We start from the raw sequence: 18,480 nt of genomic DNA on the forward strand, positions 1-18,480 counted from the left end.
TCAGAGAGACCTGCGGGCTGTAAGAGCCGCAGCCAGTGTGCCGTCATCCAGTACATCCAGCGCCCCCCCCATGGGTACGCCATGCCCCACGCGCGTCACGGTCACACCTGTAGGCAGCAGACGCTCTTGCAACCAGTGCGCTGTCGTCGCCCCTTCGACGGTGGCGCTAAGAGCAAGAATGACTTCCCCCACCCCGCCTTCCTCAATCCGCTCGAACAGCGGGCGGACGTTCAGGTCATCGGGGCCAAGTCCGGCCAGCGCAGACAGGGTACCGCCCAGAACCTGATAGACGCCACGATGAACGCCTGCGCGTTCCAGCGCCCAGAGATCGCCCACGGTCTCAACTACGCAGATCAGGCCCCTGTCACGCCTTTCATCTGTGCAGATATGGCACGGATCGAGCGTATCAAGATTACCGCACAAGATGCAGGTCTTCACGCTCGTGGCCGCGCGCTCCATCAGATGAGCGAGCGGCAACATCCGGCTTTCCGGCTGACGCAAAAGAGCCAGCGCGGCCCGGCGGGCGGAGCGTGGCCCCAGTCCCGGCAGGCGCGCGAGCATGGTGATCAGCTGATCAATATCGCCGTGGCCCATCATGGGGCGTAGTCCCTGTCAACCAGTTCAGAACGGCAGCTTCAACCCTGCAGGAAGGTCGAGACCACCCGTCACGTCACGCATGGCTTCGGCGCTTGCAGCCTCAGCCTTGGCCTTAGCGTCCGTATAGGCGGCAACGATCAGGTCCTGAAGCGTTTCGATATCGCTCGGGTCAGCCAGTTGCGGATCGATCTTCAGATCGCGCATCTCGCCCTTTCCCGTCAGCTTGACAGTTACCAGACCGGCACCGGCAGCCCCTTCTACAATGAGAGACGCCAGATTGCTCTGGGCAGTTTCCATCTTAGCCTGCATCTGGCTAGCCTGCTTCATCAGTCCGGCAAGGTTCTTCATCAGTATCTTCCTAATCAGTTAAGGTTCAGGTCGTCTTCTTCAAGTGAATCGGCATCCAGAGGCGCGAATTCCAGATCGGGCGGTTCGTCATCAGTCAGCGGCACGGTAATTTCCGGTGGCAGCCCGTATTCATCAAGGGAATGATCCTGCACTTCCCCAATCTTCGCACCCGGAAAGGTTTTCAGGATGGCCTGCACCAGAGGATGCTGCTCCACCGAAGCCTGATTGAGAGCCACAACTTCCGCGCCCTGTTCATCCAGCGTCGGCTCGCCCTGAGCCGTCGAAGCACTGACACGCCACTGGCCCGGATAAACACGATCAAGCAGCTTCTGAAGCTGGCGTTCGATGCGGGCCTGAGGCTCCTCGGCGCGAATCTGCACATCCGGCGACGAAAAGCGTACCAGATGAACAGCATTGCGGAGCAATCCGTGCAACACGGGTTCGCGTTCGCGCGCCACCATCGCCACCATCTCACGCCAGGTCCGTGGCGGGGGCAGACGCTCGGGTTCAGGCTCTGGATCCGGGACAAGTTCGGCGTAACCAATGCCGGGCTCGATAATCTCGCCCCCATTGGCAACTAACCGGACATGCGCGCGGGGCCCATGACCACCAGAGGTTTCACTGACACTGCTAGACGCAATGCCGCCAACCACCCCGGAAGGCGTTGCGGAAGCCGCGTCACCCGTCGGGACGGACGGAGCAACCGGAAAGGACAAGTCCTGCCCGCTTTCGGTCAACTGACGGATCAAACGGTCCGGCGTGGGCAGCAGGCTGGCATGACACAGACGGATCAGCACCATCTCAGCGGCCTGGCGGCGGTCCGGGGCAGTTTCAACTTCCTGCACACCCTTGAGCAGGATCTGCCAGGCGCGTCCCAGTACGGCATTAGACAGCCGATCTGCCAGGAGCCCGCCACGTGTGCGCTCGGCTTCCGGCAGATCCCGACCTTCGCGCAGAGACGGAATGGCCTTGAGACGTGAAATAAGGTGCAGCAGGTCAAGCAGATCCGCCAGAAAGACGCCAAGGTCAGCCCCACGGGCATAGGCCTGATCGGTCAGATCCAGCGCATCGGCAGACTTGCCGGCCATCAGGGCATCCAGCAGATCGAAGACCAATCCACGATCCGCCAGACCGAGCATGTCAGCCACGGCATCCGCGTCACTGGCCCCCTGCGCGATGGCCTGATCAAGCAGCGAAAGCCCGTCACGCACGGAGCCATCGGCCGCACGGGCAATGAGCGCAAGCGCGTCTTCGGAAAGGGTTGCCCCTTCCCTGACGGCGATATTGTGGAAATGCCCGGCCAGAAGAGACTGCGGAACGCGGCGCAGATCGAAACGCTGACAGCGCGAGAGAACCGTGACCGGCACCTTGCGCAGCTCGGTCGTGGCGAAAATGAACGTGACCTGAGGCGGAGGCTCTTCAAGAGTCTTGAGCAGAGCGTTGAAGGCGTTGCGCGAAAGCATGTGGACTTCATCAATGATGAAGACTTTCATGCGGGCCTGCATCGGGCGGAAGCGCGTGGCCTCGATGATTTCTCGCACGTCGTCTACGCCAGTGCGGGAAGCAGCATCCATTTCCAGAACGTCGGGATGACGGTCGGCGAGAATCGCGGTGCAGTTGGGGCAGACACCACAGGGATCAGCAGTCGGACCGCCATTGCCGTCCGGACCCACGCAGTTCAGAGCACGGGCGATAATACGCGCGGTTGTCGTCTTACCCACACCACGCACACCGGTCAGCATGAAGGCATGCGCCACACGCCTGAGCTCGAAAGCGCGGCGCAGGATGCGGACGAGCGAATCCTGACCGATCAGATCATCGAAAGTCTGCGGGCGGTATTTGCGGGCCAGAACGCGATAGGGCGTGGCCTCGGCAGCTGGGGTCGCAGACACTTCCAGCTCTGGTACGTCTCCGAAAAAGCCGCTGCCATTTTCGGGCGGCAGAGGGAGATCATCGTTGTCATCAGTCATGGAAGTGTTGAACCCTCAGCACTGAGGATGGGACCGTAGAGGAACGGTCGGGACGCTGGCATGGGAGGAACCGGCGCGTCCGGTGATCTGTGTGAGGTAGGAGGCCGGACATTCAACCCGGATAAAACTCACTGCGGCTGCTTCCTTCCGGACCTGACCGGGTTGGCAAGGTATCCGTCCAAAGCCGACCTCCCGGCGCTCTCCTAACACAGAGAGAGGGGTGTCTGACAACCCCCAATCATCAGAGTGCGCCCTCATTATTGCACCTTACTCTCCGACAGCCGCACCACCCATGTGTCGCGGATCGGCCGCGCCGTAGATCAGGCCGGTCTTTGCAGCCGACAGGCTCGGGTGGTCGGCGAGAATACCCTCAGCTACACCCCAGGGACGATGCGGCGACAGGGCGTAGCCTTCAGCCTTGAGGGTCTGCATGGTCTCGTCAGACAGCGCGCCGGGTTCCAGCTCGACAGCCGAAGGCTCCCACTGCTCATGGATTCGCGGCAGGTCCACGGCCTGACGGATATCCAAACCGTAATCGATCACGCCGAGAATGACGGAGAGTGTAATGGTCGGGATCCGCGAACCACCGGGGCTGCCGATCACCATCACGGTCTTGCCGTCACGCGAAACGATGGACGGCGACATGGAGGACAAGGGTGTTTTGCCCGGCGCAATCGCATTTGCCTCCGAACCGACAATGCCGAACATGTTGGGCGCGCCCGGTTTGGACGAGAAATCGTCCATTTCGTCATTCATCCAGATGCCGGTATGCCCGCCCATCACGCCCGCGCCGAACCATCCATTGAGAGTATAGGTCGCGGAAACGGCCATACCATCATGATCAAGCACGGAGAACTGCGTCGTCTCGTGTTTTTCCTGCGTGTCGGGTGCCGCCTGCGCCACAGGAGCGGGAAGCGGCTCCCCTGCCCTCAGCGTACTGGACGACAGGGCGCGATCGGTCGGGATGCCCTGACGGATCTGATAGGCATAGGCCGGGTCGATCAGGTGCTCAACGGGATTATGCACGAAATCCGGATCGCCCAGGTCACGGCGGTCCGAATAAGCGTGACGCATGGCTTCGACTTCACGCTGCACGGACGGTGCCGTGTGCAGGCCCAGCGCATGCATGTCGTAGCCGGAGAGGATGTTCAGGATCTCGCAAAGCGCAACGCCGCCACCGCTCGGCGGCGGGGCGGTATCGATCGTGTAGCCACGATAGGTGCAACGGATCGGTTCGAGATGCCGGATATGATAAGCTGTGAAATCGGCAAGCTGGAGCAGACCGCCACCCTCCGTGCTGGCGCGGACAATTTCCTTCGCGATCGGACCTTCATAGAAAGCTTTGGGGCCTTCCTTTGCAACCAGCTCAAGGGAGTTGGCCAGATCCTTCTGCACCAGACGGTCACCGGCCTGAAGCGGCGTACCATCGGAGCGCAGATAGAACGCCCGGGCATACAGATCCTTCTGGAAATAGCGCGTGGACGTGTGCAGGAGATCCGCATCGCCCTGATTCAGAATGAAGCCGTCACGGGCCAGCGCAATGGCAGGCGCCATGACCTTTGCGCGCGACAGGTGGCCCCATTTTTGCAGAATGGAATCCAGACCCGCCACAGTGCCGGGAACAGCCACTGCTTTCCAGCCTTCCGTGGACAGACCCGGAATGACCTTTCCCGAGGCGTCCTGATACATCGTGGCCGTTGCAGCACCCGGCGCATGCTCACGGAAATCGATGAAGACCGTTTGACCACTCTTCAGACGCAGGGTCATAAACCCACCGCCGCCGATATTGCCGGCTGCGGGATAAACCACAGCCAGCGCATACCCAACGGCCACGGCGGCATCAACGGCGTTGCCGCCCTGTGCAAGGATCTTCGCACCTGCATCGGACGCAAGGTGCTGGGCCGAGACCACCATGCCGTGACGGCCCGACGCCAGCACTCCTGCACTGACATGGTCCGGACCGAAAGCCAGCGGATCATGAGCCGAACTCAGCACCTGGGGGGCAGCATTGGCGAGCGTCGTGCTGCTGATCAGGGCCGCAGCAAGGAAAAGCGGAAACGCTCTCATGCAATCTCTCCGTAGGGCGGCTTGGTATAGCCTTTAGGGGACAGGGTGAAGATTTCGCAGCCATCGGCTGTCACGCCGACCTGATGCTCGAACTGGGCAGACAGGGTGCGGTCGCGGGTGACGGCTGTCCAGCCATCATCAAGGATCTTCACGTCCGGACGGCCGATATTCAGCATGGGCTCAATCGTGAAGACCATGCCTTCCACCAGCTTCACGCCCTCACCCGGCCTGCCGTAATGCAGGACGTTCGGCTCGGCATGGAAGTCCCGACCGATGCCATGCCCGCAGAAATCCTGCACGATGGAAAAACGGTTGGCCTCCGCATACTCCTGAATGGCATGGCCGATATCGCCAAGCGTATTGCCGGGACGGACCTGCGCGATGCCCCGCATCAGGGCATCATACGTCACGTCAACAAGCTTTTCGGCCTTCTTGGGCGCCTTGCCTACGACATACATGCGCGAACTATCGCCATACCAGCCATCCAAAATGGAGGTGACATCAATATTGACGATGTCACCGTTGGACAGCTTTTTGGAACCCGGAATGCCGTGACACACGACGTGATTGATGGAGATGCAGCAGGATTTCGGATAGCCGCGATAATTCAACGGGGCCGGCGTGGCGCCATGAGCGATCGTGAAGTCATGAATTAGCTGATTAAGCTCTTCTGTGGTGACGCCGGGCTGAACATGGGGGGTGATCATGTCCAGCGCCTCTGCCGTCAGGCGACCAACGCGATGCAGATGTTTGAAATCGTCCTGATCGTAGAGAACGATACCCCGTGCCTTATCCATATCTGCTGCCCGATCCTTCAATCTTCAAAAAGCCTGGACAAAATGCGTCTGTCCGGTCTGGATCGCAAGGCAGCAGGTCAGATTTTCGGCATCAGCTGTGCCGGGAACGCTTTTTGTGAGCAACGACATGACGCGCACTAACCATTCGGACGGCCGCGCCATGATGGGAGAGCCGCCCATAACGACGCGGAGAAGTCGGCGCATCGGCCACTTCCATCGGACGCGACGACACAAGCAGGACCGAGTGACGGAAATGACCGCGACGACGGGCCGAAGCCATCAGCACACCGGACGGTGCCACCGGGTGAAGAAGCGGCTGGGGCGCGACACCTTCATCCGCAAAACCCTTGTCGAGCAGCGACACCATTTCCATCGAACGGCGGGTATTGTTCGGCGCGCCCATGACCACACCGATCAGACGAACATTGCCGCGCTGGGCGGACGTGATGAGATTGTGACCTGCCAGATCGGTATAGCCGGTCTTGAGACCGTCCGCGCCCGCGTAGATCTTCAGCATCGGGTCATGGTTCGGGACCATGCGACGATGGAAGTAGAACGAAGGCACGTTGAAATAGTGGTAATACTGCGGGAAGTCCGAAATCAGATGCTGTGACAGCAGAGCAAGATCATGGGCCGTGGTTACCTGATCGGGGTCCGGCAGACCGGACGCATTTCGGAACGTCGTGTTCGACATGCCGAGGGCGCGGGCCTGCTGCGTCATGAGCTGTGCGAAGCGGACCTCGTCCCCCCCACCAAGAAATTCACCTAGAGCGCAGGCCGCGTCATTGGCAGATTTGGTGACGAGGCCCAGAATACCCTGCTCCACCGTCAGACGCGTCCCCGGCACGAGCCCGAGCTTGGAAGGCGCTTGAACGGATGCGTGGATAGAGACAGGAACCTGCTCGTCCAGCGTGATCTGATGGGCCTCCAGGGCGCGGAAGGTCAGATACAGGGTCATGAGCTTGGTCAAAGACGCCGGATAGCGCTGAAGCTCTGCATCCGTTGCCGAGAGAACTGCGCCCGTGCGGGCATCCATCACATAGCTGGACATATGTCCGGCATACTGCGCTTTGGCAGATCCCAAACCCATGGCTGTCATGGCGCACAACAGAAAAGCTTTCTGGAACAGGAAACGCATTTATCTGACAGCCTCTGAACGGAACATCGTCGCGGGTAAGGGTTTCGGGCTCTAAAGCCACCTGCATTGCAGACACTCTAGGCGCATTAAAAACTCCCCGTCCACCAGCTTTGGAGGACTTTCCTTAATTTTTCGTAAGCAGACATCAAACACGGCAGCATCATGGCAAAAGGCGCATAAAAACCTCATTTCAGAGGCGCGCAGCCCTTCTCAAGACCGAAATTCGCACCATATCATACCCGTCATGTCTTCTTATGATCTTCCCCCCTATCCGAATGGCCGTTCCCGCGCCGCGTTGTCGCGGCTCGAATCCCGTATGGGACCGGAGTCTCCCGACTCCATTCCGCCCCGTGGGCCAGAGGACGGGGATCAGGACCTTGAAATCGGCGTAGTCGTGCGGCCCAGAGCCCGTACGCGCAAACCGTCCATGTACAAGGTTCTAATGCTCAATGACGACTACACGCCCATGGAGTTCGTGGTGCATGTTCTGGAGCGTTTCTTTGCCAAGACGCGCGATGAAGCGACATCCATCATGCTTCAGGTTCACCAGCGCGGCGTCGGCATCTGCGGCGTGTTCACATACGAGGTGGCCGAGAGCAAGGTGACACAGGTGATGGATCTGGCACGCCAGAACCAGCACCCCCTTCAGTGCACGATCGAGAAAGACTGATCCGTTTGACAGGCAGAAAAGCCCGGGCGCAGGATAATTTCTTGTTTCCGTCTGCGTTTCTGACTGGCGTTACACGTTACTCCGCGACAAGATACCTTTCCTACGAGAGGTCGAGAGGAGCGCCATCACATGCTGTCCCGTACGCTCGAACAGACGCTCCACCGCGCCCTGACATTCGCAGGTGACCGGCGTCACGAATATGCAACCCTCGAACATCTTCTGCTCGCGCTGACAGAAGACGACGATGCACTAACGGTCTTTCGGGCCTGCGGCATCGATCTCGAGAAACTGCGCTCCGACCTGACGGATTTCCTGGACAAGGATCTGGCAGGACTGGCGGCGGAACGTCCGACGGAACCCAAGCCAACGGCTGCTTTCCAGCGTGTGATCCAGCGCGCGGCCATCCATGTGCAGAGCACGGGACGCGACGAGGTTACAGGCGCGAACGTGCTTGTGGCCCTGTTTGCCGAACGCGAGAGCCATGCCGTCTATTTCCTGCAGCTACAGGACATGACACGACTCGACGCGGTCAATTTCATCTCCCACGGCATTGCCAAGGCTCCAGACCGTGGTGCAGGACGGCGTCCGGCGGCGGCTTCCAAGGACACATCCGAGCGTGAGGAGCGCAAGGAAAGTGCCAAGGAAGGCGCACTCGCGACCTATTGCGTCGATCTGAATGAGCGTGCGCGTGAGGGACGGATCGATCCGCTCATCGGCCGCGATCAGGAAATCGAACGCACCATCCAGATCCTGTGCCGCCGCACCAAGAACAACCCGCTTTATGTGGGTGATCCGGGTGTGGGCAAGACCGCAATTGCCGAAGGTCTGGCCAAGCGGATCGTGGAAGGCGACGTGCCGGAAGTGCTGCTTAACAGCACGATCTATTCGCTCGACATGGGCTCGCTTCTGGCTGGCACGCGCTACCGCGGCGATTTCGAGGAACGACTGAAGGCTGTCGTGACAGAGATGGACCAAACTCCTGGTGCCATCCTGTTCATCGATGAGATCCATACCGTGATCGGCGCTGGCGCGACGTCTGGAGGGGCGATGGATGCATCCAACCTGCTCAAGCCGGCTCTGGCGGCCGGTACGCTGCGCTGCATCGGGTCCACGACCTACAAAGAATTCCGCCAGCATTTCGAAAAGGATCGGGCGCTTGTCCGCCGATTCCAGAAAATCGATGTACCTGAGCCTTCGATCGAGGATGCGGTCAAAATCCTGCGCGGCCTGAAGGGCAGCTACGAGAAGCATCACAAGGTTCGCTATACCGACGAGGCCCTGCGTGGCGCGGTCGAGTTGGCAGCCAAGTATGTCCATGACCGCAAGCTGCCAGACAAGGCGATCGATGTGATCGATGAAGTTGGTGCCGCGCGGATGCTCGTACCCGAAAACAAGCGCCGCAAAACGGTGACTCTGAAGGATGTGGAAGAGGCCATCGCCAAGATCGCCCGCATCCCACCCAAGAGCGTATCGGCCGATGACCGCGAAACCCTGCGCCATCTGGAGCGGGATCTGCGGAACATGGTCTTCGGGCAGGACAAGGCGATCGACGCACTAGCCGCTGCGATCAAGCTGTCCCGCGCCGGACTGCGCGATGCGGAAAAACCGATTGGCAACTATCTGTTCTCCGGCCCCACGGGCGTCGGCAAAACAGAAGTTGCAAAGCAGCTTTCCAATTCGCTTGGGATTGAGCTGATCCGCTTCGACATGTCCGAATACATGGAACGTCATTCGATCTCCCGTCTGATCGGTGCGCCTCCGGGTTATGTCGGCTTCGATCAGGGTGGCCTTCTGACGGATGCGATCGACCAACACCCGCACGCGGTCCTGCTGCTGGACGAAATTGAGAAGGCCCATCCGGACCTGTTCAATGTCCTGCTTCAGGTCATGGATCATGGTCGCCTGACGGATCACAACGGCAAGGTCGTCGATTTCCGCAACGTGATCCTGATCATGACCACAAATGCCGGAGCTGCGGACCTGTCCAAGGAGACGATCGGGTTCGGCCGTACCGTTCGCAGCGGTGAAGATGAGGAGGCCATCAAGCGCCTGTTCACGCCGGAATTCCGCAACCGTCTGGATGCGATCATTCCGTTCGCCAACCTGACGCCGGAAACCGTGGGCCGGGTTGTGGAGAAGTTTGTGCTTCAGCTCGAAGCACAGCTTGCGGACCGCCATGTCACGATTGAGATCTCCTCGGCCGCAAAGGAATGGCTGGCAGAACGTGGCTATGACCGCCTGTATGGCGCGCGCCCCCTGGGACGCGTTATTCAGGAGCACATCAAAAAGCCATTGGCGGAAGAGCTGCTCTTCGGACGACTGGCGCAGGGTGGTGCTGTGCGAATCGGCATGAAGAATGGCGCGCTCGACTTCGATATCGTCGAAGGCAAGGACAGCGCCAAGGGCGAGGACGGCGCATCGAAGAAAGACGAAGCGACCAACTGAAGCTCTGGCTCAAAAAAGGCCCGTCGTGACACTGTCTCGACGGGCCTTTTTTGTTACTGGTATCGGGTGCCGTTCACGACGACATAACCGGGCCAGCGCCATTTGCGGCTCGTGCCGTGGTGCGTCCAGTCCACACCCTGACGACGCAGGCTGTCGTAATAGTACCGGCCTTGCACCTCGACCTGATCGCCCTTGTTGACCCAAGGCCATTGCGGAGCATTCATCTCATCCAGATCGGAGACGATCCGGATGGAGACACCGTGCCCGACCGAAACGTAGAAATAGCCGTGCCAGCCGCTGCGGGTCCGCTTTGCTCTGGGTGATATGGCCAGAACTTGTCCGCACAGGTGCTCGGGCAGATCGATACGGGTGGGGCCAGACTGTTCGAGGCCCTGCTGATCCGCAAGGAAACGCGCATTATCGCATGTGGTAGGCATATCGTGGGTGGCCCGACCTGTCAGAGCCTGACCGAAAAGACCCTGCGCGGAAGCAGCGAACGGGGCACATAACAAGGCTACGGCGACTGCGGGGAGCAGACGGAATTTCATGGAATTTCTCCTGTCTGGGCGGCCCTGTGCGATGTTCTGCCGCCGGGGAAAGAACCCGGACACAAAAAAGCCCGTTCCAACACGGGAACGGGCTTTCCTGCTGCTCCAGGTAAACGGATCAGGGTGCTTCGCTGGAGCCTTCACCGGCAGCCAACTCGGCCTTGGCGGTGTCGCTGCCAGCCGGACGCGCGGACACACCATCCGTTATCATTTCAAGCTGACCGGTGATCTGCCCCCCGTCTTCGACCTGCAGGCGACGGCATTTCACCTTGCCAATCAGACGACCGGTGGAGCGGATCGTCAGGCTGCCATTGACGGTCAGGGTCCCGTCAATCGTGCCAGCCAGTTCCGCGTCCTCAACTTCAACACCACCACGGAAGATACCGCCATGCGCGACCTGAAGCTCGCTGGCCTGGATCATGCTGGACTCGACAGTGCCTTCAACAACGAGGCGCTCGGCGTCCTGCACCGAACCCTGGACGCTGATACCGCGACCCACAACGAGTGTACGACGCTCCGGACCGGTCTGGCGCGGTGCGCCCGGAACAGCGGCCGCACCGGGGCGCGGAGCCCCTGCCGGCGTCACGCCCGTCGGAGAGTTGGGAGACGGCGGTGCCGGGAAAGGGGTACGACCCATGGGAGCGGGGTCCTTCTGTTGGTTGGGCTGCTGGGGACTAATAGGCGATCCGGATCCTGACGCGGGAGCCGTCTGGCTGGGAGCGTCCGGCCGGTTGGGGAAAATGGGCTGCCCTGCGAGCTTACTGTTCTCTGCAGGTTTGGAGTCATCTTCCGGTTTGCGTCTTCTGAACAAGGAAACCCCGCTGCGGATCTGGAAAAGAACACTCTCTGTCTAGGACGTCTCCCATATGTTCCATCGCGAGGACAGAACAGTCAGGTCGGGCCTTTCGACAACGCTACACGCTCACCACCCGGAGGGACAAGACGCGCATTTCCATAAATGTGACGAATAGTCACGCATGAAAACGGCGCCGGGCGGACCGGGAGTTGGCGTGAACCCAGAGGGCACCTATGATCGTGTTGATTTAATGGCGCAGCCTGCCCGTTAAATGTTTTTTCTGAAGTTTTAAGCGACCTGACCGGAGTTCCAATGTCTGCACCCCAGCATGACCTTCTGTGTATCGGCAATGCCATCGTCGACGTTCTCGCCCCTGTAGGCCAGGACCTGATCGACGGGCTTGGCGCTGCTGCCGGGAGCATGACCCTGATCGACGCTGCCACGGCGCATGCCATTGAAAGCCGCGTGGATATCGAAAATGTGACGGGCGGCGGTTCTGGCGCCAACACGGCCGTCGTGGCGGCCCGTATGGGTGCGAAAGTGGCCTATCTCGGCAAGGTCACGGCTGACGAAGCCGGTGACCATTTCACACGCGACATGCGCGAACAGAACATCACTTTCCCGTCCGAGCCGCTACCGGCCGCCGATGGCACCCCGACCGCACGCTGCATCGTTCTGGTGACGCCGGAAGGCCAGCGCACGATGTTCACCTATCTCGGCGCCTGCACGGAGTTCACCCCCGAGGACGTGCATGAATCCGTCGTAGCCGATGCTGCAATCACCTACCTGGAAGGGTATCTGTACGACAAACCCCAGGCTCAGGAAGCATTCGAACACGCTGCCCGCCTTGCCCGCAAAGCCGGCCGTCAGGTCGCCCTGACGCTGTCCGACACGTTCTGCGTGGAACGTCACCGCGCAGCTTTCCACGAACTCGTGGCCGGTCACGTGGACATCCTGTTCGCTAACGAAGCCGAGCTTCTGGCGCTGTACGAAGTCACGGATTTCGAAGAAGCCGCAACGCAGGTTTCTGCCGAAACCAAGCTGGCCGTCATCACACGTGGCGAGAAGGGAGCGGTCGTGATCGGTGACGGAGAGCGCCATGACGTACCGACAACCGAAGTGAAGGTCGTGGACACCACGGGCGCGGGCGATGCGTTCGCAGCGGGCTTCCTGGCCGGTCTGAGCAAAAAGCACGACCTCGTGACCTGCGCGAAACTGGGCAATCAGGCTGCCGGTGAGATCATCACCCGTTACGGCGCACGCCCGACCGAGGCATTCACACTGACGGCCTGAGACGTATCGTTGGGCCGGTCTTACAAATCGGCCCACCCAATACGAGCAACCCCATACCGGTCGAATGCCTCCCGTACAGCCGGGTCCAGAAGGGCGGCAAGCTCACCCTCCTGCTCATAACCCGGCATGAAACGCTTCATCATGGCGTCCTGAGCCATGGCGGGGTGAAAGTAGATTTCGCTCGTGCCCGTGGGCAGGCGCGGAACAAGACCGCGGATATGGTCCGGCGTCATGTGACCGGACCAACGCAGCCCGAAACACCAGTCATTGGTTTTCAGCCCCGCTTTGCGGATCTGGTGACGCAGCAAGCCAATCCAGTGACGCAGGGCACGGTCTCCCAACGTGTCGTTGGCCTCGACAGGCTCCGGCGGCTCGAAGGGCGAACGGACAGCCCGCAATCCATGCTCCAGGCCGGACTCGATCAGGAATCGTCCCACCGTCGGATGCAGATGCATGTGTTTGTGGGCATTGGCATGATCGAGCGTTAGCCCAGTCGCGGCGAAGGCCCGGAACTGGGCCGCGATTTCGCGGCGCAGGGCACTCCGGGCCTGCGGGCTGAAGAAATACTCCACGCCAAGGCGCAATTGGTTGCGCCCAAACCAGCCCTGCTCGTCCGTAATGGCAGGCAGATCGAGGACGGACTTGCCCTCGATCGCCACCACATGCAATCCGACTCTCAGATCCGGCATCGTCTTCGCACGTCGAATAGCATCCTCGGCCGCATCTCCGGCAACCATCAGACTGGCCGTGGACAGGATCCCGTTTCGATGGGCCTGTTCAATGGCCTCGTTGACTTCAAGGCTCATACCGAAATCGTCGGCGGACACGATGGCGCGGCGCAGGGAGCTGGATGTCATGGCAGGTCTCATGAAAAAGGGGCCATGACATGCGCCATGGCCCCTAGGTAGCAATTCGTCAGGCGCGCACCGTTCAGGCGGCGTGACGGTCCTTGAGGAACTGGAAGAACTCCACACCTTCGCGCAGACGACGCTTCATCATCTGCGGGCTGCGGATCATCTCGTTGACGATAGAGGCGATCTTCGAGCCGCGGAAGTAGAACTTGCGGTAGAACTCCTCGACGCTCTCGAAGATTTCGGTATGCGACAGATGCGGATAATGCAGCGGTGCGATCTGCACGCCGCTTTCGTCGATCAGTTCGGCTTCCGCTTCGTTCAGCCAGCCATTTTCCGTCGCCTGCTTGTGCAGGAAGGTGCCCGGATAAGGCGCGGCTAGAGAAACCTGCAGGGTATGCGGGTTGATTTCCTTGGCGAACTGGATCGTCTCCTGGATGGTCTCCTTCGTCTCGCCCGGCAGGCCGACGATGAAGGTCCCGTGAATCTTGATGCCCAGCTTGTGACAGTTACGCGTGAATTCCTTAGCCGTCTCGACCAGCATGCCCTTCTTGATGTTGTGAAGGATCTGCTGGTTGCCACTCTCGTAACCGACCAGCAGCAGGCGCAGGCCGTTTTCCTTGAGAACCTTCAGGGTCTCGTAAGGAACATTGGCCTTGGCATTGCAGGACCATGTGACGCCGAGCTTGCCCATTTCGCGGGCAATGGCTTCGGCGCGCGGCAGGTCGTCCGTGAAGGTATCATCATCGAACATGAATTCCTGCACTTCAGGAAAGTACTGCTTGGCCAGACGCACTTCAGCGGCCACGTGCTCGGGGCTGCGGGTCCGGTAGCGATGGCCGCCAACCGTCTGCGGCCACAGGCAGAACGTGCAACGCGACTTGCAGCCACGACCCGTATAAATCGAGATGTAGGGGTGCTTCAGATAACCGATGAAGTAGTCGTTGATGTTGAGGTCACGCTTGTAGACCTCGGTTACGAACGGCAGGCTATCCATATCCTCGATCATCGCGCGGTCCTTGTTCGCGACGATCTCGCCCTTCTCGTTACGCCAGGTAATGCCATCTACTTCCGCGAGCGGCTTGCCTTCGGCGATTTCCTTGATGGTGAAGTCAAATTCGTTGCGGGCCACGAAGTCGATCGGGCTGCCCTTCTCCATGCTCTCGGTCGGCTGAACGGCCACCTTCGCACCGACCATGCCAATCATGATCTTCGGATTTGCATCCTTGATCATCTGCGCCACGCGAACGTCGGAAGCGAAGGACGGCGTGGACGTATGGATAACGACGAGGTCGCGATTCTTCACATCCTCAAGGATGGGGTCCATGCCCATCTTGGCAGGCGGCGCATCAATCAGGCGCGATCCGGGAACAAGAGCGGCCGGCTGGGCCAGCCATGTCGGAAACCAGAAGGACTTGATCTCGCGCTTCGCCTGATAGCGGGAGCCAGCGCCACCATCGAAGCCGTCGAAGGAAGGAGGCTGGAGAAAAAGGGTTCTCATCATGATCGAACACTCCTGTGGGTGGCGTCGGCCTGGAGCGAGGTGGCGCCGGACGCGGAATTTCGTTTTCTTCGGGCGATATGGACCGTTCTGCCCCGCCATGCAACGCGTGATCCGCGCGCACTGCCGACCATGATGGCTGCGGACAACCAATCACGGACGACCAAAAGCGGGATTGCAGCCGGGAGTGGGCACTCCGTACCACGGTCCATGATGCTACTTCCGATGGCACGAAGCAGCCATGTCAGAAGCAGCATGAACCATGTCCACCAGGCGTTCGGACGGAACAGGACAGCCGCCACGGCCCAGAAGAGGGGAAGCTGGATGGCGGACAGTCCGTAGCCAACAGGCGCAACGTTCTTGACGGTCCGTCCCCAGCGCAACTCATGGGCCAGCAGGTCGCTGATGGAGTGCTCGCCCACGGTGGTATGAGTTAGAGTGGGCGCAATGGTGATGTTCTCACCACGCGCCCGGATAAGCTGTCCCAATTCGGCATCATCGGCCACATGATCGACCAGCGCCTCAAGGCCGCCAATCTCCTCAAGTGTCCGACGCCGCAGGGCCATCGTGGCCCCAAGACAGTCCTGACGCCCCAAGAAACGGGACATCATGACGCCGGGCAGGAAGTTATGATTGATCTGGCAGGCGCCGAGTTGCTGCACGATCGTCCCTGCGGCGGGACGACCGGCATACAATGTCGTCACCAGGCCCGTACCCTGCTCTTCCAGGCTCATCACGACGTGACGCAGATAGTTGGGACTGGCGTGAATATCAGAGTCGGAAATCACGATAATGTCATGACGAGCTTCGCCGTACATGTTCATTAGATTGCCGACCTTCCGGTTCGGACCGTGTTCCTGCGGGTCGATCACAACGTTGACCGGAATCCGCAGATGACGCGCCCGAAGGCGTTCAATAACGGCCAGGGCGGTATCTTCCCTGTCCTGAACGCCGAAGACGATCTGGAAATCCGGATAGTCCTGCGTGAACACGCTTTCCAGCGCCTCCTCCAGCAGCGGCTCACTGCCATGCAACGGCTTGAGAAGCGTAACTGACGGCCAGATCCGGTCTGACAGGCGCAGGGCATCGTCCGCTCTGCGCTCCGTCCGACGGAACCGTGCGAGCAGAATTGCGCCCGCCAGCGCCTGCAAATTGCCAGCCGCGGAAACAAGGGCGCAAAAACCGGCTGCGATCGTAAGAGGTAAGGGCACGACGGTCTTCTAGCCTTCCCGAACGTTTTTGGGAAAGGGTGCCGTCGCGGGGGCGGACTCAGTCATGCAGGAAATGGGCAGTCTTGCTGTCCAGATGATCAGCCAGACCGCTGGCACCACCCTGACTCAAAGCCCCGCCGAAATCGGCGCGCTGGGCGGCAACCTGACTGATATGAGCGTTAAGCAGGACGTCGGTGATCCGCCAGCCGGACGTGCCATTCGTCATGATGTAGTCGATCGGCGTGACATCACCCCCATCCGTGCCACCGATCGTCGTATCAACAATCAGGCCGCCGGTCGGGTTAGGGCGCGTCTGCGGATTGATCCTAAAGGCGGCTTGGGCTTCAGGTTTGAACGAAGAGGCGTAGCGGGCAATCGTGAACTGACGGAAAGATCCCAGAAGACGGGTCCGGTCAGAAGGGCTGAGGTTGTTGTAACGCACGCCAACCGAGCGACGGAGAATCGCTTCGAGGTCGAAGGCACGATCTACGGCCGGGGCGATCATCGTCGCACGCTGCTGTGCGGTCTTTCCCGTATTCTGGGCCGCTTTCAGGGCGTCATAAAGGGCCGAAACCGGCGTTACCGCAGATGCCGCATCAACCGGAGAGGCTGCGCCAGCCGTCTGGGCCAAGGCAGCCGGAGAAAGCGCCATCATGGCAACAGACCCCGTCAGGAGGCAGACGGACAGAAGGGACAGGGTCACTTTCGGGGGAAAACGGCAAATCATGATCGTGCTTTCGTCCTGTAGACAATTCCGTGCGTAGAGATCAGGTTCAGGACACGCTGTATCAAGTTCTCTGCAACAAGTTCTGGTATCCATAGATCGATCTGTGCTCGATTAGCCACAGCCCTGATGCGAAATATGCCGCCTGACATTGAGGCGAACACGACAATGGGTCTATAGGCAGTCAATCTAATGCTCGATGGTCCTTCATGTTTCTTGGTTTCCAGAACCGGAACAAGGAAGACAGCCACGAGCCATCCACGATGTGCAAGGCCCCGGGCGCCCTATGGACGCACCTTCCGGTGGCTAGAACCAGAGGATTATAATGGCCGTTCCTTTGATGCAGGCTGTCCGAGTCGGACGGTACGTTGTCAAGCAGCACCTCACGGGCCGCAAGCGATATCCGCTGGTCCTGATGCTCGAACCGCTGTTCCGCTGCAACCTGGCATGCGCCGGTTGCGGCAAGATCGACTACCCTGCGCAGATCCTGAACCAGCGTCTTAGCCTTCAGGAATGTCTGGATGCCGACACGGAAGCCGGCGCTCCTGTCATCGCCATCGCCGGTGGTGAGCCTCTCCTGCACAAGGAAATGCCTCAGATCGTCAAAGGTTTGATCGGGCGGAAAAAATACGTCTATCTGTGCACGAACGGCCTGCTGCTTGAAAAAAAGCTCGACGATTACGAACCGTCCCCGTTCTTCTCTTGGGACGTGCATCTGGATGGCGACCAGCTCATGCATGACGCCTCTGTCTGCCAGGAAGGCGTTTTCGAACGTGCGACCGCAGCGATCCGTCTTGCGAAGTCCCGTGGTTTCCGCGTCTCCATCAACTGCACCCTGTTCGACGGTGCTGTTCCGGAACGCGTTGCGGCCTTCTTCGACGAAGTCATGGCCATGGGCGTGGACGGCATCATGACCGCTCCGGGCTATGCCTATGAGCGCGCACCGGATCAGGCACACTTCCTGAACCGACAGAAAACGAAGCAGCTGTTCCGCGACATCTTCCGCCTTGGCAAGGGCAAGAAATGGCGCTTCACGCAGTCGCCACTGTTTCTGAACTTCCTTGCCGGCAACGAGAATTATCACTGCACGCCCTGGGGCAAGCCGCTTCGCACGGTCTTCGGCTGGCAGCGTCCATGCTATCTGCTCGGCGAAGGCTATGCCAAGACCTTCAAGGAGCTGATGGACGATACGGCCTGGGAGCAGTACGGCACCGGCGCTTACGAAAAATGCGCCGACTGCATGGTGCATTCCGGCTACGAGTCCACGGCCGTCATGGACGCCGTCGCGCGTCCTTGGCATATCGCGAAAGTGGCTTTGTTCGGACCGGAAACCGAAAAGCCGATGGTCCCGGAAATCTCGCTCGCCAACCAGCGCCCGGCCGAATACGGCTACGAGGAGCAGGTCCAGCAGCAGATGGAGCGAATCTCCACGGGCGCCAAACCGGCCCGTGGCCCCCGCGTCCGCGTGAATGGCCGTCCAGCCAACACGGTTTCGGATGTGGCTGACGCAGCAGACTGAGGACC

General features: G+C 60.1%; 16 protein-coding genes and 1 other RNA gene. 4 read left to right on the top strand and 13 right to left on the bottom strand.

What is annotated here, in order from left to right; genetic code table 11:
• The 7 genes from recR to IGS75_RS03690 form a co-directional block, all read right to left on the bottom strand.
• A complete protein-coding gene (gene recR / locus IGS75_RS03660) occupies nucleotides 1-597 on the bottom strand; it encodes a recombination mediator RecR (RefSeq protein WP_141350793.1) in 597 nt (198 codons plus the stop codon).
• A gap of 24 nt (nucleotides 598-621) precedes the next feature.
• Nucleotides 622-945: a YbaB/EbfC family nucleoid-associated protein gene (locus tag IGS75_RS03665; protein WP_202257611.1), complete on the bottom strand. Its 324-nt coding sequence runs from the start codon at nucleotides 943-945 to the stop codon at nucleotides 622-624.
• A 14-nt stretch (nucleotides 946-959) separates the two neighbouring features.
• Entirely contained in the window at nucleotides 960-2,915 is a 1,956-nt protein-coding gene (locus tag IGS75_RS03670; protein ID WP_202257612.1) for a DNA polymerase III subunit gamma/tau, read from the bottom strand.
• A gap of 96 nt (nucleotides 2,916-3,011) precedes the next feature.
• Nucleotides 3,012-3,108: signal recognition particle sRNA small type (gene ffs / locus IGS75_RS03675), an RNA gene on the bottom strand.
• 74 nt (nucleotides 3,109-3,182) lie between these two features.
• Nucleotides 3,183-4,982, bottom strand: coding sequence for a gamma-glutamyltransferase (gene ggt / locus IGS75_RS03680; protein WP_202257613.1), 1,800 nt, complete (start codon nucleotides 4,980-4,982; stop codon nucleotides 3,183-3,185).
• Nucleotides 4,979-5,779: a type I methionyl aminopeptidase gene (gene map / locus IGS75_RS03685; protein WP_202257614.1), complete on the bottom strand. Its 801-nt coding sequence runs from the start codon at nucleotides 5,777-5,779 to the stop codon at nucleotides 4,979-4,981. The genes ggt and map overlap by 4 nt, the downstream gene beginning before the upstream one ends.
• 91 nt (nucleotides 5,780-5,870) lie before the next feature.
• Nucleotides 5,871-6,917 carry a D-alanyl-D-alanine carboxypeptidase family protein gene (locus IGS75_RS03690; RefSeq protein ID WP_202257615.1) on the bottom strand — a complete coding sequence of 349 codons (1,047 nt, stop codon included), beginning with the start codon at nucleotides 6,915-6,917 and terminating at the stop codon, nucleotides 5,871-5,873.
• Between the two features lie 244 nt (nucleotides 6,918-7,161).
• Here IGS75_RS03690 and clpS point away from each other — a divergent pair, with 244 nt between their 5' ends.
• The gene (gene clpS, locus IGS75_RS03695) at nucleotides 7,162-7,587 is read left to right on the top strand and encodes an ATP-dependent Clp protease adapter ClpS (protein ID WP_373320042.1); all 426 of its coding nucleotides are present in this window, start codon (nucleotides 7,162-7,164) and stop codon (nucleotides 7,585-7,587) included.
• A 129-nt stretch (nucleotides 7,588-7,716) separates the two neighbouring features.
• Nucleotides 7,717-10,032: an ATP-dependent Clp protease ATP-binding subunit ClpA gene (clpA, locus tag IGS75_RS03700; RefSeq protein WP_202257616.1), complete on the top strand. Its 2,316-nt coding sequence runs from the start codon at nucleotides 7,717-7,719 to the stop codon at nucleotides 10,030-10,032.
• Nucleotides 10,033-10,085: 53 nt separating this feature from the next.
• On the opposite strand, the gene IGS75_RS03705 is transcribed toward clpA, so the two are convergent.
• Both IGS75_RS03705 and IGS75_RS03710 read right to left on the bottom strand, forming a co-directional pair.
• Nucleotides 10,086-10,580 carry a DUF3465 domain-containing protein gene (locus IGS75_RS03705; RefSeq protein WP_202257617.1) on the bottom strand — a complete coding sequence of 165 codons (495 nt, stop codon included), beginning with the start codon at nucleotides 10,578-10,580 and terminating at the stop codon, nucleotides 10,086-10,088.
• Nucleotides 10,581-10,698: 118 nt separating this feature from the next.
• Nucleotides 10,699-11,391, bottom strand: coding sequence for a bactofilin family protein (locus IGS75_RS03710; RefSeq protein WP_237468969.1), 693 nt, complete (start codon nucleotides 11,389-11,391; stop codon nucleotides 10,699-10,701).
• A 297-nt stretch (nucleotides 11,392-11,688) separates the two neighbouring features.
• Between IGS75_RS03710 and IGS75_RS03715 the strand changes: the two genes are divergently transcribed.
• Nucleotides 11,689-12,669, top strand: a complete 981-nt coding sequence (locus IGS75_RS03715; protein WP_202257619.1) for an adenosine kinase — start codon at nucleotides 11,689-11,691, stop codon at nucleotides 12,667-12,669.
• A gap of 20 nt (nucleotides 12,670-12,689) precedes the next feature.
• Here the strand turns inward: IGS75_RS03715 and hpnK are convergent, their stop codons facing one another.
• The 4 genes from hpnK to IGS75_RS03735 all read right to left on the bottom strand — a co-directional run bounded on the left by hpnK (nucleotide 12,690) and on the right by IGS75_RS03735 (nucleotide 16,959).
• Nucleotides 12,690-13,526: a hopanoid biosynthesis-associated protein HpnK gene (gene hpnK / locus IGS75_RS03720; RefSeq protein ID WP_202257620.1), complete on the bottom strand. Its 837-nt coding sequence runs from the start codon at nucleotides 13,524-13,526 to the stop codon at nucleotides 12,690-12,692.
• A gap of 73 nt (nucleotides 13,527-13,599) precedes the next feature.
• Nucleotides 13,600-15,024, bottom strand: a complete 1,425-nt coding sequence (gene hpnJ, locus IGS75_RS03725) for a hopanoid biosynthesis associated radical SAM protein HpnJ (RefSeq protein WP_141350770.1) — start codon at nucleotides 15,022-15,024, stop codon at nucleotides 13,600-13,602.
• On the bottom strand, nucleotides 15,021-16,232 hold the full coding sequence (gene hpnI / locus IGS75_RS03730; RefSeq protein ID WP_202257621.1) for a bacteriohopanetetrol glucosamine biosynthesis glycosyltransferase HpnI: 1,212 nt from the start codon (nucleotides 16,230-16,232) through the stop codon (nucleotides 15,021-15,023). The genes hpnJ and hpnI overlap by 4 nt, the downstream gene beginning before the upstream one ends.
• A gap of 58 nt (nucleotides 16,233-16,290) precedes the next feature.
• Nucleotides 16,291-16,959, bottom strand: a complete 669-nt coding sequence (locus IGS75_RS03735; RefSeq protein ID WP_202257622.1) for an ABC transporter substrate-binding protein — start codon at nucleotides 16,957-16,959, stop codon at nucleotides 16,291-16,293.
• Nucleotides 16,960-17,281: 322 nt separating this feature from the next.
• Here IGS75_RS03735 and hpnH point away from each other — a divergent pair, with 322 nt between their 5' ends.
• On the top strand, nucleotides 17,282-18,475 hold the full coding sequence (gene hpnH / locus IGS75_RS03740) for an adenosyl-hopene transferase HpnH (protein WP_011252194.1): 1,194 nt from the start codon (nucleotides 17,282-17,284) through the stop codon (nucleotides 18,473-18,475).
• Nucleotides 18,476-18,480 lie beyond the last annotated feature (5 nt).

Origin of the sequence: Gluconobacter sphaericus (genome assembly GCF_016757795.1) — a bacterium.
In the GTDB taxonomy this organism is placed as follows: domain Bacteria; phylum Pseudomonadota; class Alphaproteobacteria; order Acetobacterales; family Acetobacteraceae; genus Gluconobacter; species Gluconobacter sphaericus.